The organism is Aeromonas sp. 84A (genome assembly GCF_051919345.1).
Taxonomy (GTDB): Bacteria; Pseudomonadota; Gammaproteobacteria; order Enterobacterales; family Aeromonadaceae; genus Aeromonas; species Aeromonas veronii.
Genome location: NZ_JBQBEW010000001.1, coordinates 2,262,051 through 2,281,590, shown reverse-complemented (window position 1 = coordinate 2,281,590; position 19,540 = coordinate 2,262,051). Strand labels below are relative to the sequence as shown.

4 protein-coding genes are annotated in these 19,540 nt (G+C 56.5%); all 4 read right to left on the bottom strand.

Translation table 11 applies throughout. From position 1 onward, the window contains the following. Positions 1-43: 43 nt before the first annotated feature. Positions 44-15,130, bottom strand: a complete 15,087-nt coding sequence (locus ACTG20_RS10410; protein WP_439987625.1) for a retention module-containing protein — start codon at positions 15,128-15,130, stop codon at positions 44-46. 263 nt (positions 15,131-15,393) lie between these two features. Further along, positions 15,394-17,319 carry an EAL domain-containing protein gene (locus ACTG20_RS10405; protein WP_005337342.1) on the bottom strand — a complete coding sequence of 642 codons (1,926 nt, stop codon included), beginning with the start codon at positions 17,317-17,319 and terminating at the stop codon, positions 15,394-15,396. Positions 17,320-17,322: 3 nt separating this feature from the next. Next, complete coding sequence (locus ACTG20_RS10400; protein ID WP_005350994.1) at positions 17,323-18,075, bottom strand: transglutaminase-like cysteine peptidase; 753 nt, start codon at positions 18,073-18,075, stop codon at positions 17,323-17,325. A 135-nt stretch (positions 18,076-18,210) separates the two neighbouring features. Beyond that, the gene (locus ACTG20_RS10395; protein WP_194494565.1) at positions 18,211-19,536 is read right to left on the bottom strand and encodes a TolC family outer membrane protein; all 1,326 of its coding nucleotides are present in this window, start codon (positions 19,534-19,536) and stop codon (positions 18,211-18,213) included. Between the last annotated feature and the right edge of the window lie 4 nt (positions 19,537-19,540).

The following is a 19,540-nucleotide window of genomic DNA, read 5'->3' as shown; positions in this document are numbered from 1 at the left end:
GAGGAAAAAACAGGGGCCAGGCAAGCCCGGCCCCAAGACAAGGTTACGGATCAACCTTCAAGTTACCGTCATCCAGCAACTTCTGAATAATCTGCAAGTCACTGTTACCCAGGGTCGTCAAGTCAATACTGTCAAATTTTATGACGTGGGTGGTTCCTCCATTCGTACCATCCAAATCAATAGTCAATGTTGATTTGTTTGTGCCTGGCCCATCACTACTGAAATTGAGGTACGCATCAAGCGAACCAGAGTTGGCATGCTCGCCAGTTAGCAGCTCGCTTATATCCAGTACATCCCCACCGGTACCGGTAGTGAAGTCCTTGATCACATCGGTACCACCCGCATCTCCAGCGCCCCACTTGAAGGTGTCCTTGCCAGCCCCCCCAGTGAGGATGTCAGACCCGGTCCCACCAATCAGAATGTCGATACCGTCACCGCCAATCAGGATGTCATTCCCTTTTTGGCCATAAAGCACATCATTACCGTCGCCACCTTCAAGGGTATCATCGCCACCGACAGCCCCCTCCTTACCATACACTGCATGCTGACTGTAAAGTTCGTTGAGCAGTTGCCCACCACTCTTGCCCGGATTGTCTGTAACAAACTCGAACCAACCACCATCCACATTGTCTGCATGAATGCTATCACCAAACATCACATCATTGCCGTTACCACCGACCAGATGGTCGTTGCCTACCGAGTTAGCGTTGATACTTCCACCGGTCAGCTGACCAATCACACTGCTCAATTGATTGGCATTAGTCACATTGGTAGCACTGCCACCAGCTCCCTCGACTTGGCTCAGCAGGCTCCGCGCACTTTCGTTAACCTGAATGCCAACCGCCTCGACGGTAAAGGCCTGTCCCGTCGATGAGCCGACGTTCTCGATCAGGTTGATCTCATTGACAGTATCATCATTGCTGTTGGGGGAGACGTCATAGGTACCCAGCACATGTTTCATGGCCCCTGTGGTGCTTAACGAAACTACCGAACTGGTTCCATTGCCTTGCAGCGCCCTGTTGGGCTCACCGTCGGAGACAAAGATGACCTTATTGACATCCGCCGCCGCTATAGGCGCATTTACCCCTGCAGACTCGATCCAGGTATTCGCTGCCACCAGACCCGCTTCATAGTTGGTGTATTGCGCAGCATCCGAGCCCGGCACCGTGATGGCATTGACAAAAGCTATCGCGGCCGCCAGTTGAGCTGCGTTATCCACACCGCCGGAAGTCAGGGTGAAGGTGCCGGAACCATTAACCTGGGTCGCAAATGTATCCAAATGAACCCGAATATCACCAGCGCCCGAGTTATAGAGACCATTCAGTGAACTTATCACCGCCTGTTTCATGGCATCCAGACGAGTCATGGTCGTTGTGGTGCCATTTGCATTGGTGAACTGAATGGTATTGGTCTGCATGCTGCCGGAGTTATCCAGTACAAAAGCGATATTGGCCTTTTGTCCGAGCAACTGCGTCGTGCCCCCCACGTCCCCGACCAACACATCATTGCCACCCTTGCCGGTAATAACCCCGGCACCGCCCGATACCTCATAGGGCACCGAGCTGCCGGTAACATCATCCGCATTGGTGCCCACAATCAGAACCGGGGCAACCACAGGCTCAAAGGTCACATCAAGTGTGGCCGAATCCCTATCCCCGTCGGCATCGACGACGGCCAGATCAAAGCTGCTCGTTACTGGGCTCTCGTCTACACGATCGACCAGCGTGACCTTCTGCACCCGGTAGCCGTAAGCCCCACCGTTGTCAGACAGTTCAACTCGCGTGATGTCCGTCAGGGTCGTCGGCACCTGCTGAAGCACACCGTCAGTGAACAGCGTGCTGCCACTTTCAGTGACCAACTCACCGTTAGCGTTGGTGCCATACACAGTCCAGTTAACGCTATTGGTCGTAGCGCCAGTTTGTACGTCAATGGCAAACGACACCTTGACGGCAGGCTCACTGAAGTCGAAATACAGCTTCTCGCTGCCGTCGACCCACTGATTGTCTGTCGCCAGCCCCTGGGTACTGGAATTGACAGAGTCTATTGATGAGTCGATAGACATGATTACGAACTGACCGGCCGGTACAACCTCTCCGGGTTTGTAGATGCCCCCGGTATTACTGACCACGAGATAATCCTGATTGCCGCCAGGAATATTCGAGAATGTCGCCGAGTATTCTTGGGTAGCGTTGTCCAGTTTGCCATTCATGTCGATGACATAATTACCAGACGTATTCAGGCTCAAGGTGAATATCAGTGACTGACCGGCACCACCGGTATAGGCGCCGGGCACCGTGCTGGTATAGGCATAGAGGATGCTCGGATCGGCTGCACTGACGTAGTAGTAAACCGTTGCCCCACCTGAGGTCAACGCGCTGGCAGCATAGGTAGTGCTTGAACCATCCCACCCACTGATGTTACCCGTCAGATCAGCCCAGCCGGCACCATCAGTGCCAATATCGACAACCGAACCACCTGAGAAGTAGCCACTAGCCGAGTTGGCAAGGACCGCATCCTGAACATTGCTGATATCCGGACCGTCGTCTTCAAAGCCCAGCACCGGGCCCAGGTCCAGAGTGCTGGAACTGGCTGAGTCATTGTCGTTGTCATACACCGTCACCTTGGCGCCTACCAGACCCGCGCTGATCTGGGCCAGGAAGTCGTGGTTGTTGCTGTCGGTGTGTTCGATGGCAAAGTACTGCGTCAGGGTCAGATCACCATCGTCTGCATCCATATGCAGACGGAAGACCACTGTGTCGCCGACCTTGCCCAAGATGTCGCCAGTGCCTGCTTCCTTCGACAGCAGGATGTCGCCACCCGCCGTGGCATCCAGGCCCGAATCCACATTCGCGGCACTCAGCGTCAGCTCGTACTGCGTTTTGCTCGTATCCTGACCGTCACTACCGGCATCCACCGCCAGATTGAACAGGCTCGCACCGGTGATGGTCTTGTAGCCAATCACACCAGCCGGACGACCAGACTCGTCGTTGTTGCTCGCCTGACCGGACTCGTCCTTGGTCGAACCAGTGGTACCCACCGACTCGTCCACAACCAGTTTCACGCCCTCCTTCAGGCTGAAACTACTGACCAGCGGACCGTCGTCTTCAAAGCCCAGCACCGGGCCCAGGTCCAGAGTGCTGGAACTGGCTGAGTCATTGTCGTTGTCATACACCGTCACCTTGGCGCCTACCAGACCCGCGCTGATCTGGGCCAGGAAGTCGTGGTTGTTGCTGTCGGTGTGTTCGATGGCAAAGTACTGCGTCAGGGTCAGATCACCATCGTCTGCATCCATATGCAGACGGAAGACCACTGTGTCGCCGACCTTGCCCAAGATGTCGCCAGTGCCTGCTTCCTTCGACAGCAGGATGTCGCCACCCGCCGTGGCATCCAGGCCCGAATCCACATTCGCGGCACTCAGCGTCAGCTCGTACTGCGTTTTGCTCGTATCCTGACCGTCACTACCGGCATCCACCGCCAGATTGAACAGGCTCGCACCGGTGATGGTCTTGTAGCCAATCACACCAGCCGGACGACCAGACTCGTCGTTGTTGCTCGCCTGACCGGACTCGTCCTTGGTCGAACCAGTGGTACTCACCGACTCGTCCACAACCAGTTTCACGCCCTCCTTCAGGCTGAAACTACTGACCAGCGGGCCATCGTCTTCGAAGCCCAGCACCGGGCCCAGGTCCAGAGTGCTGGAACTGGCTGAGTCATTGTCGTTGTCATACACCGTCACCTTGGCGCCTACCAGACCCGCGCTGATCTGGGCCAGGAAGTCGTGGTTGTTGCTGTCGGTGTGTTCGATGGCAAAGTACTGCGTCAGGGTCAGATCACCATCGTCTGCATCCATATGCAGACGGAAGACCACTGTGTCGCCGACCTTGCCCAAGATGTCGCCAGTGCCTGCTTCCTTCGACAGCAGGATGTCGCCACCCGCCGTGGCATCCAGGCCCGAATCCACATTCGCGGCACTCAGCGTCAGCTCGTACTGCGTTTTGCTCGTATCCTGACCGTCACTACCGGCATCCACCGCCAGATTGAACAGGCTCGCACCGGTGATGGTCTTGTAGCCAATCACACCAGCCGGACGACCAGACTCGTCGTTGTTGCTCGCCTGACCGGACTCGTCCTTGGTCGAACCAGTGGTACCCACCGACTCGTCCACAACCAGTTTCACGCCCTCCTTCAGGCTGAAACTACTGACCAGCGGGCCATCGTCTTCGAAGCCCAGCACCGGGCCCAGGTCCAGAGTGCTGGAACTGGCTGAGTCATTGTCGTTGTCATACACCGTCACCTTGGCGCCTACCAGACCCGCGCTGATCTGGGCCAGGAAGTCGTGGTTGTTGCTGTCGGTGTGTTCGATGGCAAAGTACTGCGTCAGGGTCAGATCACCATCGTCTGCATCCATATGCAGACGGAAGACCACTGTGTCGCCGACCTTGCCCAAGATGTCGCCAGTGCCTGCTTCCTTCGACAGCAGGATGTCGCCACCCGCCGTGGCATCCAGGCCCGAATCCACATTCGCGGCACTCAGCGTCAGCTCGTACTGCGTTTTGCTCGTATCCTGACCGTCACTACCGGCATCCACCGCCAGATTGAACAGGCTCGCACCGGTGATGGTCTTGTAGCCAATCACACCAGCCGGACGACCAGACTCGTCGTTGTTGCTCGCCTGACCGGACTCGTCCTTGGTCGAACCAGTGGTACCCACCGACTCGTCCACAACCAGTTTCACGCCCTCCTTCAGGCTGAAACTACTGACCAGCGGGCCATCGTCTTCGAAACCCAGCACCGGGCCCAGGTCCAGAGTGCTGGAACTGGCTGAGTCATTGTCGTTGTCATACACCGTCACCTTGGCGCCTACCAGACCCGCGCTGATCTGGGCCAGGAAGTCGTGGTTGTTGCTGTCGGTGTGTTCGATGGCAAAGTACTGCGTCAGGGTCAGATCACCATCGTCTGCATCCATATGCAGACGGAAGACCACTGTGTCGCCGACCTTGCCCAAGATGTCGCCAGTGCCTGCTTCCTTCGACAGCAGGATGTCGCCACCCGCCGTGGCATCCAGGCCCGAATCCACATTCGCGGCACTCAGCGTCAGCTCGTACTGCGTTTTGCTCGTATCCTGACCGTCACTACCGGCATCCACCGCCAGATTGAACAGGCTCGCACCGGTGATGGTCTTGTAGCCAATCACACCAGCCGGACGACCAGACTCGTCGTTGTTGCTCGCCTGACCGGACTCGTCCTTGGTCGAACCAGTGGTACCCACCGACTCGTCCACAACCAGTTTCACGCCCTCCTTCAGGCTGAAACTACTGACCAGCGGACCGTCGTCTTCAAAGCCCAGCACCGGGCCCAGGTCCAGAGTGCTGGAACTGGCTGAGTCATTGTCGTTGTCATACACCGTCACCTTGGCGCCTACCAGACCCGCGCTGATCTGGGCCAGGAAGTCGTGGTTGTTGCTGTCGGTGTGTTCGATGGCAAAGTACTGCGTCAGGGTCAGATCACCATCGTCTGCATCCATATGCAGACGGAAGACCACTGTGTCGCCGACCTTGCCCAAGATGTCGCCAGTGCCTGCTTCCTTCGACAGCAGGATGTCGCCACCCGCCGTGGCATCCAGGCCCGAATCCACATTCGCGGCACTCAGCGTCAGCTCGTACTGCGTTTTGCTCGTATCCTGACCGTCACTACCGGCATCCACCGCCAGATTGAACAGGCTCGCACCGGTGATGGTCTTGTAGCCAATCACACCAGCCGGACGACCAGACTCGTCGTTGTTGCTCGCCTGACCGGACTCGTCCTTGGTCGAACCAGTGGTACCCACCGACTCGTCCACAACCAGTTTCACGCCCTCCTTCAGGCTGAAACTACTGACCAGCGGGCCATCGTCTTCGAAGCCCAGCACCGGGCCCAGGTCCAGAGTGCTGGAACTGGCTGAGTCATTGTCGTTGTCATACACCGTCACCTTGGCGCCTACCAGACCCGCGCTGATCTGGGCCAGGAAGTCGTGGTTGTTGCTGTCGGTGTGTTCGATGGCAAAGTACTGCGTCAGGGTCAGATCACCATCGTCTGCATCCATATGCAGACGGAAGACCACTGTGTCGCCGACCTTGCCCAAGATGTCGCCAGTGCCTGCTTCCTTCGACAGCAGGATGTCGCCACCCGCCGTGGCATCCAGGCCCGAATCCACATTCGCGGCACTCAGCGTCAGCTCGTACTGCGTTTTGCTCGTATCCTGACCGTCACTACCGGCATCCACCGCCAGATTGAACAGGCTCGCACCGGTGATGGTCTTGTAGCCAATCACACCAGCCGGACGACCAGACTCGTCGTTGTTGCTCGCCTGACCGGACTCGTCCTTGGTCGAACCAGTGGTACCCACCGACTCGTCCACAACCAGTTTCACGCCCTCCTTCAGGCTGAAACTACTGACCAGCGGGCCATCGTCTTCGAAGCCCAGCACCGGGCCCAGGTCCAGAGTGCTGGAACTGGCTGAGTCATTGTCGTTGTCATACACCGTCACCTTGGCGCCTACCAGACCCGCGCTGATCTGGGCCAGGAAGTCGTGGTTGTTGCTGTCGGTGTGTTCGATGGCAAAGTACTGCGTCAGGGTCAGATCACCATCGTCTGCATCCATATGCAGACGGAAGACCACTGTGTCGCCGACCTTGCCCAAGATGTCGCCAGTGCCTGCTTCCTTCGACAGCAGGATGTCGCCACCCGCCGTGGCATCCAGGCCCGAATCCACATTCGCGGCACTCAGCGTCAGCTCGTACTGCGTTTTGCTCGTATCCTGACCGTCACTACCGGCATCCACCGCCAGATTGAACAGGCTCGCACCGGTGATGGTCTTGTAGCCAATCACACCAGCCGGACGACCAGACTCGTCGTTGTTGCTCGCCTGACCGGACTCGTCCTTGGTCGAACCAGTGGTACCCACCGACTCGTCCACAACCAGTTTCACGCCCTCCTTCAGGCTGAAACTACTGACCAGCGGACCGTCGTCTTCAAAGCCCAGCACCGGGCCCAGGTCCAGAGTGCTGGAACTGGCTGAGTCATTGTCGTTGTCATACACCGTCACCTTGGCGCCTACCAGACCCGCGCTGATCTGGGCCAGGAAGTCGTGGTTGTTGCTGTCGGTGTGTTCGATGGCAAAGTACTGCGTCAGGGTCAGATCACCATCGTCTGCATCCATATGCAGACGGAAGACCACTGTGTCGCCGACCTTGCCCAAGATGTCGCCAGTGCCTGCTTCCTTCGACAGCAGGATGTCGCCACCCGCCGTGGCATCCAGGCCCGAATCCACATTCGCGGCACTCAGCGTCAGCTCGTACTGCGTTTTGCTCGTATCCTGACCGTCACTACCGGCATCCACCGCCAGATTGAACAGGCTCGCACCGGTGATGGTCTTGTAGCCAATCACACCAGCCGGACGACCAGACTCGTCGTTGTTGCTCGCCTGACCGGACTCGTCCTTGGTCGAACCAGTGGTACCCACCGACTCGTCCACAACCAGTTTCACGCCCTCCTTCAGGCTGAAACTACTGACCAGCGGGCCATCGTCTTCGAAGCCCAGCACCGGGCCCAGGTCCAGAGTGCTGGAACTGGCTGAGTCATTGTCGTTGTCATACACCGTCACCTTGGCGCCTACCAGACCCGCGCTGATCTGGGCCAGGAAGTCGTGGTTGTTGCTGTCGGTGTGTTCGATGGCAAAGTACTGCGTCAGGGTCAGATCACCATCGTCTGCATCCATATGCAGACGGAAGACCACTGTGTCGCCGACCTTGCCCAAGATGTCGCCAGTGCCTGCTTCCTTCGACAGCAGGATGTCGCCACCCGCCGTGGCATCCAGGCCCGAATCCACATTCGCGGCACTCAGCGTCAGCTCGTACTGCGTTTTGCTCGTATCCTGACCGTCACTACCGGCATCCACCGCCAGATTGAACAGGCTCGCACCGGTGATGGTCTTGTAGCCAATCACACCAGCCGGACGACCAGACTCGTCGTTGTTGCTCGCCTGACCGGACTCGTCCTTGGTCGAACCAGTGGTACCCACCGACTCGTCCACAACCAGTTTCACGCCCTCCTTCAGGCTGAAACTACTGACCAGCGGGCCATCGTCTTCGAAGCCCAGCACCGGGCCCAGGTCCAGAGTGCTGGAACTGGCTGAGTCATTGTCGTTGTCATACACCGTCACCTTGGCGCCTACCAGACCCGCGCTGATCTGGGCCAGGAAGTCGTGGTTGTTGCTGTCGGTGTGTTCGATGGCAAAGTACTGCGTCAGGGTCAGATCACCATCGTCTGCATCCATATGCAGACGGAAGACCACTGTGTCGCCGACCTTGCCCAAGATGTCGCCAGTGCCTGCTTCCTTCGACAGCAGGATGTCGCCACCCGCCGTGGCATCCAGGCCCGAATCCACATTCGCGGCACTCAGCGTCAGCTCGTACTGCGTTTTGCTCGTATCCTGACCGTCACTACCGGCATCCACCGCCAGATTGAACAGGCTCGCACCGGTGATGGTCTTGTAGCCAATCACACCAGCCGGACGACCAGACTCGTCGTTGTTGCTCGCCTGACCGGACTCGTCCTTGGTCGAACCAGTGGTACCCACCGACTCGTCCACAACCAGTTTCACGCCCTCCTTCAGGCTGAAACTACTGACCAGCGGGCCATCGTCTTCGAAACCCAGCACCGGGCCCAGGTCCAGAGTGCTGGAACTGGCTGAGTCATTGTCGTTGTCATACACCGTCACCTTGGCGCCTACCAGACCCGCGCTGATCTGGGCCAGGAAGTCGTGGTTGTTGCTGTCGGTGTGTTCGATGGCAAAGTACTGCGTCAGGGTCAGATCACCATCGTCTGCATCCATATGCAGACGGAAGACCACTGTGTCGCCGACCTTGCCCAAGATGTCGCCAGTGCCTGCTTCCTTCGACAGCAGGATGTCGCCACCCGCCGTGGCATCCAGGCCCGAATCCACATTCGCGGCACTCAGCGTCAGCTCGTACTGCGTTTTGCTCGTATCCTGACCGTCACTACCGGCATCCACCGCCAGATTGAACAGGCTCGCACCGGTGATGGTCTTGTAGCCAATCACACCAGCCGGACGACCAGACTCGTCGTTGTTGCTCGCCTGACCGGACTCGTCCTTGGTCGAACCAGTGGTACCCACCGACTCGTCCACAACCAGTTTCACGCCCTCCTTCAGGCTGAAACTACTGACCAGCGGACCGTCGTCTTCAAAGCCCAGCACCGGGCCCAGGTCCAGAGTGCTGGAACTGGCTGAGTCATTGTCGTTGTCATACACCGTCACCTTGGCGCCTACCAGACCCGCGCTGATCTGGGCCAGGAAGTCGTGGTTGTTGCTGTCGGTGTGTTCGATGGCAAAGTACTGCGTCAGGGTCAGATCACCATCGTCTGCATCCATATGCAGACGGAAGACCACTGTGTCGCCGACCTTGCCCAAGATGTCGCCAGTGCCTGCTTCCTTCGACAGCAGGATGTCGCCACCCGCCGTGGCATCCAGGCCCGAATCCACATTCGCGGCACTCAGCGTCAGCTCGTACTGCGTTTTGCTCGTATCCTGACCGTCACTACCGGCATCCACCGCCAGATTGAACAGGCTCGCACCGGTGATGGTCTTGTAGCCAATCACACCAGCCGGACGACCAGACTCGTCGTTGTTGCTCGCCTGACCGGACTCGTCCTTGGTCGAACCAGTGGTACCCACCGACTCGTCCACAACCAGTTTCACGCCCTCCTTCAGGCTGAAACTACTGACCAGCGGGCCATCGTCTTCGAAGCCCAGCACCGGGCCCAGGTCCAGAGTGCTGGAACTGGCTGAGTCATTGTCGTTGTCATACACCGTCACCTTGGCGCCTACCAGACCCGCGCTGATCTGGGCCAGGAAGTCGTGGTTGTTGCTGTCGGTGTGTTCGATGGCAAAGTACTGCGTCAGGGTCAGATCACCATCGTCTGCATCCATATGCAGACGGAAGACCACTGTGTCGCCGACCTTGCCCAAGATGTCGCCAGTGCCTGCTTCCTTCGACAGCAGGATGTCGCCACCCGCCGTGGCATCCAGGCCCGAATCCACATTCGCGGCACTCAGCGTCAGCTCGTACTGCGTTTTGCTCGTATCCTGACCGTCACTACCGGCATCCACCGCCAGATTGAACAGGCTCGCACCGGTGATGGTCTTGTAGCCAATCACACCAGCCGGACGACCAGACTCGTCGTTGTTGCTCGCCTGACCGGACTCGTCCTTGGTCGAACCAGTGGTACCCACCGACTCGTCCACAACCAGTTTCACGCCCTCCTTCAGGCTGAAACTACTGACCAGCGGGCCATCGTCTTCGAAGCCCAGCACCGGGCCCAGGTCCAGAGTGCTGGAACTGGCTGAGTCATTGTCGTTGTCATACACCGTCACCTTGGCGCCTACCAGACCCGCGCTGATCTGGGCCAGGAAGTCGTGGTTGTTGCTGTCGGTGTGTTCGATGGCAAAGTACTGCGTCAGGGTCAGATCACCATCGTCTGCATCCATATGCAGACGGAAGACCACTGTGTCGCCGACCTTGCCCAAGATGTCGCCAGTGCCTGCTTCCTTCGACAGCAGGATGTCGCCACCCGCCGTGGCATCCAGGCCCGAATCCACATTCGCGGCACTCAGCGTCAGCTCGTACTGCGTTTTGCTCGTATCCTGACCGTCACTACCGGCATCCACCGCCAGATTGAACAGGCTCGCACCGGTGATGGTCTTGTAGCCAATCACACCAGCCGGACGACCAGACTCGTCGTTGTTGCTCGCCTGACCGGACTCGTCCTTGGTCGAACCAGTGGTACCCACCGACTCGTCCACAACCAGTTTCACGCCCTCCTTCAGGCTGAAACTACTGACCAGCGGGCCATCGTCTTCGAAGCCCAGCACCGGGCCCAGGTCCAGAGTGCTGGAACTGGCTGAGTCATTGTCGTTGTCATACACCGTCACCTTGGCGCCTACCAGACCCGCGCTGATCTGGGCCAGGAAGTCGTGGTTGTTGCTGTCGGTGTGTTCGATGGCAAAGTACTGCGTCAGGGTCAGATCACCATCGTCTGCATCCATATGCAGACGGAAGACCACTGTGTCGCCGACCTTGCCCAAGATGTCGCCAGTGCCTGCTTCCTTCGACAGCAGGATGTCGCCACCCGCCGTGGCATCCAGGCCCGAATCCACATTCGCGGCACTCAGCGTCAGCTCGTACTGCGTTTTGCTCGTATCCTGACCGTCACTACCGGCATCCACCGCCAGATTGAACAGGCTCGCACCGGTGATGGTCTTGTAGCCAATCACACCAGCCGGACGACCAGACTCGTCGTTGTTGCTCGCCTGACCGGACTCGTCCTTGGTCGAACCAGTGGTACCCACCGACTCGTCCACAACCAGTTTCACGCCCTCCTTCAGGCTGAAACTACTGACCAGCGGGCCATCGTCTTCGAAGCCCAGCACCGGGCCCAGGTCCAGAGTGCTGGAACTGGCTGAGTCATTGTCGTTGTCATACACCGTCACCTTGGCGCCTACCAGACCCGCGCTGATCTGGGCCAGGAAGTCGTGGTTGTTGCTGTCGGTGTGTTCGATGGCAAAGTACTGCGTCAGGGTCAGATCACCATCGTCTGCATCCATATGCAGACGGAAGACCACTGTGTCGCCGACCTTGCCCAAGATGTCGCCAGTGCCTGCTTCCTTCGACAGCAGGATGTCGCCACCCGCCGTGGCATCCAGGCCCGAATCCACATTCGCGGCACTCAGCGTCAGCTCGTACTGCGTTTTGCTCGTATCCTGACCGTCACTACCGGCATCCACCGCCAGATTGAACAGGCTCGCACCGGTGATGGTCTTGTAGCCAATCACACCAGCCGGACGACCAGACTCGTCGTTGTTGCTCGCCTGACCGGACTCGTCCTTGGTCGAACCAGTGGTACCCACCGACTCGTCCACAACCAGTTTCACGCCCTCCTTCAGGCTGAAACTACTGACCAGCGGGCCATCGTCTTCGAAACCCAGCACCGGGCCCAGGTCCAGAGTGCTGGAACTGGCTGAGTCATTGTCGTTGTCATACACCGTCACCTTGGCGCCTACCAGACCCGCGCTGATCTGGGCCAGGAAGTCGTGGTTGTTGCTGTCGGTGTGTTCGATGGCAAAGTACTGCGTCAGGGTCAGATCACCATCGTCTGCATCCATATGCAGACGGAAGACCACTGTGTCGCCGACCTTGCCCAAGATGTCGCCAGTGCCTGCTTCCTTCGATAGCAGGATGTCGCCACCCGCCGTGGCATCCAGGCCCGAATCCACATTCGCGGCACTCAGCGTCAGCTCGTACTGCGTTTTGCTCGTATCCTGACCGTCACTACCGGCATCCACCGCCAGATTGAACAGGCTCGCACCGGTGATGGTCTTGTAGCCAATCACACCAGCCGGACGACCAGACTCGTCGTTGTTGCTCGCCTGCCCAGCCTCGTCCTTGGTCGAACCGGTAATGCCCACCGACTCGTCTACGATCAGTTTCACGCCCGCCTTCAGGCTAAAGCTGCTGACCAGCGGACCATCGTCGTCGAAGCTGAACACACTGCTCTCGCTGACTTCCTCTTCGTCGACCGAGCTGCGGCTGATCAGATCCACCATCGCCGAGCGGGTGATGCTGTCGCCATCGGCATCTTCGACCGTGACACTGTATTGCAGCTGCACTGCGCCATCCTCAGCAAGGAGCAACTGCACCGCTTCGTCGTGCAGGCTATCGTCACCATGCCGGAGCGGCTCATACAGGGTCGTCTGCAGCTGATAGTTAGGATCCGCCTGCGTTCCCAGGTTGACGATCTCGATGGTGAAGACCCCTTGGCCGTCCTCATCCACGCCCCGCAGCAATGTTTCGCTCGCTTTGACAAGGGTGATCGAACCACCATCAATGGCCTCGAGCGTGGTTGCCAGCTCGCCGCTCTCCGGGAAGCCGACAAAGCTCAGGCTGCCGGTAGTCTGCCCGGCACCATCTGAGCCGTAACTGGCCAAGGCACTGAACAGGCTCAGCAGCCCGCCTTGCTCGGCAATCAGACCGGTCGTCACCTGTCCCAGACCGGGCGCATCGCCATCTGTATTGCCGTCCGAATCAATCTCACCGTCGGCCAGTCGCTCATCGCCTTCGGTTTCATCCACATTGACCTGCAGGGCTGCCAGCTCCTCTCTCGAAGCCTCGGCACTGACGCTCAGGGTCGGGCCATCATCGTCAAAGCTGAACACCGACCGCTCACCAGACACCAGACTGACGGTGGCACTGTCGGTTACACTATCGCCATCACCGTCCACCCGGGTCACGCTGTATTGCAGTCCCAAGCTGTTCTGCCCACTGAGCAGCAGTAGCAGTGATTCATCAAACAGGCCGGTGTTGTCATGAGACAAAGCTTCAAACTGGGTGGTCTGCAGTTGAGATACCCCATCTACCACCACAATCTTGATGCTGAACACCACGACACCATTGCCATCAACCCCTTGCAGCTCGGTCGCGCTCACTGCATTGAGGGTAATCGCACCACCTTTGGTGGCCGACAGGTTGGTGGCAACCCCCGCCTCGCCAATTCCGACAAAGCTAAAACTGCCGGTGATGCTACCTGCACCATCAGCACCGTAGCTGCCACTGCTGGTAAACAGTGACAGCAAACCGCCTTCAATCCCCGTTGTGGCTTGGGCCAATGCATTAGTCACATCGTCACTGACGTAGCCATCATCCACATCGCTTCCATTGTAGGTATCCCCTTCGCCAACCGTCTCGTCCAGACTGACTGATAGTCCGCCAACATTGGCCTCTTCAGCTACGCCCACACTTTGGGTAGGCACATCATCCTGAATAACGATATCCAGCGTTGCGCTGGTCGTATCGCCATCGTCGTCCGTCAGTGTCACTAGGAGATTTTCACCCAACTGAGTGTCGTTGGCTGGTTGTTGATGAGATTCGTTATCAAGAAGGGTATAGCTGTAAGTCACTGTGCCATTACCCGTAACCGGATCGTAGGTGATGGCCGTAATTTGCAATGTGTTACCCAAAGGGGTATCAACCGACTGCGGCAAGGTCACGACTGCGCCATTACTGATCAGCTGAAGTCCCCCCACACTCAGTAGCTGAACCCCATCCGGGGCATTGAAGGTAAACACCCCAGGTTGAGTTAACGCGGCAGCGTTAGGTGCCGAACCGTCGGCCAAGTTGGCATCACTGACCAACACCTCTCCCCCTTCCTGAGTAAGCCCATCAAGACTTACCTCCTCATCTACCGGAGTAATGGAGATAACGAGTGTTGAAGTCACTGTGTCCTGGCCATCAGTTACCTGATAGCTCACCGGGGGAACTGCGCCATCATAGTTAGGAGCCGGAGTAAAGGTATAGCTCCCATCCGGATTGATGATCAGTGTGCCCACTCCGGTAATGGTGGCAGCAACACCGGCAGGGACTCCGATATTGATACCCCAGTCATATGAAACGATAGAGGCATCAGCGGGTCCATCTGGATTGGTACTATTGTCGAGCAAATTCCCACTGACCTGAGTGTCTTCCAGGGTTACGGCGGTTTCGCCCAAATCATCAAGCTGATTTTCAAGTATCAAATCTTCGGCCTGATTTTCATTGATGACAGCGGCCGTATCGTAGGTAGTATCAAACCCTGCAGCCGCTATCGTGGCATCGCCAGTTCGATCAATTGTGACGAAACCACCATTACCACTGGCCCCCGCAACCCCACCAATACCGCCACCACCACCGGCCGCTGGAGCCCCACCAGCAGCAGAAGCCTCAAAGTTTTGAGTCGGGTCAACACCCTGCAGAATCGATTCTTGCAATGCGGCAATATCTGAAGGTGCGCCTTCCTGGCTGGCCGCCACTTGCGGTTGAGCAGGTTCAGCGGACTCGGAACCGGCCGGAACATCCGATGCTGGAGTATCGTCATAAGGGGAAAGAGCCAGCTTGGCGTCATCAGCTATGGCCAATTTTGCTCCGGGTTGGAGAATTTCCCCTTTTTGCAGAGGGCGGCTGCTTCCATCAGCCAGCACAATCTCCACATTGCCTTCTATAGCTGAGACAACCACGGACTTGTCGATGATTTGGGTACGCATATCCATTGCTCCAAGGTGACAGATCTTGATGTCTACACCGTAGAAGGAGATAGCGCGCTGTTCCGTTGCAAAAAAGCGTACGTTCGAGAGGAATTCAACAAATGGACGGAAAAAAATCGAAGAGTTGGAATTTCTTAATAAAAATCAGAACCCTAGACACAGCTCCATTCAAGGCCGACCTTGAGTTGGTTATAGAAAAATGGCGAAAAGAGAAGTGACTGGTATAAAAAAGGCCCCTATCGGGGCCATTTCCAGCATTTAGTTCAAGACAATGGGAAGGCAGGATGAACAAATCCCTGGTAACCATCGATATGCAACTTGGAAAGCAGTTCCACTTGATGTTGATCCTCGACACGGGTCGCAATGGTGGTCACACCGGCATTGTGTGCGGCGCGACACACTGCTGCCAGGAATGAGGTGTCAGCCCCCGGCTCCATGACCTGACTGGTATAACCGTGATCGACCTTGACATAAGCCGGCGACAGCTCCTCCAGATAGCCCAGAGACTGGAAGTGACGACCATAGTGGTCAACCCCCCACTGGAAGCCATGAGCTTGCAAGGTGCCAACCAACGCAGCCACGTTGTCTTTATGTTTCATGATGGCAGCTTCAGGTATTTCAAATAACAACCGCTCTTTGAGCTCTGCATGCTCGGTCAGATAGCGCGTCAGCCAGGTTAAAAATTCATCCGAGCAGAGCGAGCCAGCAGTGATGTTGATCGCCAGTACCAGATCAGACTGTTTTTGCAGTAATGGAACGCAAGCATCAAGCACCGCCTGGTCAAACTCGCCACCCAATTTGAACTGTTCAATCGCGGGCAAGAACTGACCGGCAAAATAATCTGTGCCATCGCGAGAGATAGAAGCAAACAGCTCGGCATGCAACCTTGCTCCATTATCAAACCGGCAAGCTGGTTGTGCTTTAAAGCGCCAAAGTTGTCGTGAAATAGCATCTTGTACCAGATCTCGCCAGGCCAAACGCCCCATCAAACCTTGCTCGGTACCCCCTTCCATCACCACAGCACCACGGCGCTCATTGCGCGCCTTGCCAAGCGCATTATCGGCTTTGGTCAACAAGGCAGAGAGATCATCATTGCCATCACGACCGGCAATACCGATGACGGAGAGCGCATCCCCTTCGCCCATTGGATTCACCACCAGATCGGCAATGCGGCTATTAATCACTTCAGCCAGCTCTTTTAGCTGAGTCAGATCGTCAGTTGGACAGAGTAGCGCATATTCCGTCGCGGAGATCCGTGCCAATGCTGCGCCATCCCACCCTTTTAATTGCTCTTTCAAAGCCTGAGCTATCGATTTGACCATGTTGTCGCGGGCAGCAAAGCCTTCATCGCGATAGATATCATCCAGCATGTCGACCGCAACCAGCATGACGCCACCTTGGCCAGCCTCCGCGATCCATGCGTTTACCTGACCCACAAAATAGGCTCGGTTGCCAAGCCCCGACACGGCATCGACATAAACCCGCTCGCGCAATTTCTCGGCCTCATCGGCTTGCTCTTTAAATTGCAACGCCAACTTGCTTGAGAGGGTGTTGATCGCCTGAACGACCTGCTTCAATTCATGGGTTTTAGGCTCCGGGATCGTATGACCGAAATGGTGCAGCTCGATCTCGACGGCTTGATCACAGATCTGTTTGAGTGGCTTGAGCAAGTAGTTGAGTGCTCTCATCAACAAAATTGTGGTGATCAAAAAGCCGACCAGAAACCAGCTCGCCAGCTCGCTCATCCCCCGCCACAACTCGTAATAAGCCTGGCCAGGGTGACCCACTACTTTTAATTTTCCAAGCTGCAACCAGCCAGACGTCAGAATTGACTCGTTGGATACCTCAGGAAACAGACCCAAATTCACAAACCACTGCGGCACCCCCTGAATATTGTTGGTATTTTCCTGCTCGATGACATCCTTTGATGCAAGCAAGTCAAGGCGAACCAGTCGATAATAGCCGCCATCAAAAATAGCCTGGATCACCGACTCGGCACCGACCTTGTCACCGTTTTCCAGATAGGGGGTGAGCGCAAGCCCCAGTGAGGTTGCCGTATTGATGACCGTTGTTTCCTGTTGCTGCGCCAGATAAGTGCGGGTTGAATTGAATTGCACCCAGTATGTGGCCGCAAATAACAATCCAAACAGCAGCAGCATGGTGGCTAATAACTGTCGATAGAGCGTCATAGGTTAATCATCCAAATTCACCACTGGCCGAGCCAATCGCCCCGAGGTCATGCGATTGCGTAAATCATTCCATAATCCCAAGCGGGATGATTGACCAGCCAGTTCCCCTTGGCCTCGTGCCTTCATCAACCACAAGTGACTACCGTTAAAGCTGTAAATAGGCACCAGATCTCGCCGCTGTGTGGCAGGGCGAATCGAGCCTATCAAATTATCCAAAATAACCGGAACAGAAGAGGGTGTCTCATAATATGCCACCACCATGTGAAACTGGTTGTAATCAAGAGCCTTAACGTACACCATCCGCATTTTATCATCCGGGATCCCAAGCTCGAGCAGCGTAGAGTATTTGGCGATACTGAAATCTTCACAGTCTCCCCCAGCTGCTCCCAAAAATTCTAGCGGGGTTGCCCAATAATCCTTTTTGCGCCACAACTTGATATCGTCAATAAAACGCATCCGATTGAAAAAATTATTTACCCGCTCAAGCTTTTTTTCTTCGCTCAGGGCCCTGCCCTTCGTCTCCATGACCAACATACGCCAACTGGTTACGCGCTTGCCGGCTCTGGCGCCATAGGTCTGCTCCGCCCGTTTGATCAAGTTGAGATCTTCCTGTGGCAGAGGCTGACTGGCACAGAGCAGAAGTGAGAAGGGTAACAGCAGGATCCATAAGGAGTGGCGCAGAGCGCGTAGCGATCGGTATCTCCATTCATTGAGAAGATAACACCATCGGCTACCGGTTCCGCGCTGGAGTGTCACATCATATTCCTGCTGCATTATTACTGCTGCACTCCTCAAAGCTCGTACAACAACCTGCGTTAGCCAAACATGGTGACTGCCAGCTGCAATCACCATGTTGGCGTTCATGATCCCTGCGGGATCATGAACAAACGGTTATTGCCTGGCCTGCCATTCAGCGGGTTGTTTGACGCTAAATGCATTGAGCAGACTGCCTGTCGCGTTGAGAATGCGATAGTCCGCCAGCAGTGCATCATACTCGGCAGTGATATAGCTGCGACGCGCCTCGAACAGTTCGTTCTCGGTGTTCAATACGTCCAGCAATGTCCGTTGACCCAACCCAAACTGCTTCTTGTATGCCTGTACGGTGTCATAGCTGGCGTCAACATGCTCTTTCAGGAAGGTCTTCTGCTTGGCCAGCGACTCTTTCGCGTTCCAGGCCAGACGAGTGCCTTCCTCCACTTGGCGGAACGCATTCAAATGAATGTCTTTCGCCTGAGAGTAGAGCGCCGATGTTGCATTGCTCTCTGCCACATCAGAACCGCCACGGAACAGGTTGTAACGCATCCGCACCATTGCGGTCAGATCATCGTTGCGCCCTTTTACCGCATCGATATCCTCATTCCAGTTCTGATCGACCTCGAATGTTACATTCGGATAGAAACCGGATTTGGCGCCTTCATGTTGATACTTGGCCGCTTCGATATCCTGCAGGGAAGAGAGCAGGGTCGGGTGGACTTCGGTCGCCGTTTTCAGCGCACTATCGAGGCTGGTCGGGATAAGCTCGGTCTTGGGAACCGGCTGTACCAGATCTTTGGGAACCTCGTTCACGACACGAATAAATTCACTCTCTGCGTCGCGATAGTTGTTTTCAGCAGCGGCCTGATTTGAATAGGCCCGGGCAACACGACCTTCTATCTGGGTCTGATCCGCAGTAGAGCCAAGCCCTGAATCAGTCCGCTTGCTGATGTCGCTGCGGATCTGTTCGTGGGTTTCTAGGTTCTGTTTGGAGAGTTCCAAAATCTCCTGCTGACGCAGCATATTGAGGTAGACCTCAGCTACTCGCAGCGCGGTATTTTCAGCTTCAGAGATCATCGCCAGACGCTGGGCATTCGCTTCAGCTTCGGTTCTGGAGACGTTGTTGCTGACATCAAAGCCATCAAACAACATTTGCCGCAGACTCAATCCTGCCTCTTTGCGAGTCATGGAATCATCAATATTGCTGTTGGCACTGGCAGCGCGGGTAGAAGGGCTGTCAGTTTTTTCATAGCCTACACCACCACGCAAATCGATCGTAGGATAATAGCCACCCTTGGCTCCATCATGCTGATAGAGTCGTGCCTGATACAGATCAAACGCTTCCTTGATCTTGGGATGCGTAGCAAGTGTCTGTGCCACCGACTCTTCCAGAGTCTGGGCCTGACCCAAACTCGGGATCAGGATGCAGCCACTGACCAGCATGGCAACAATCGTTTTTTTCATGTTA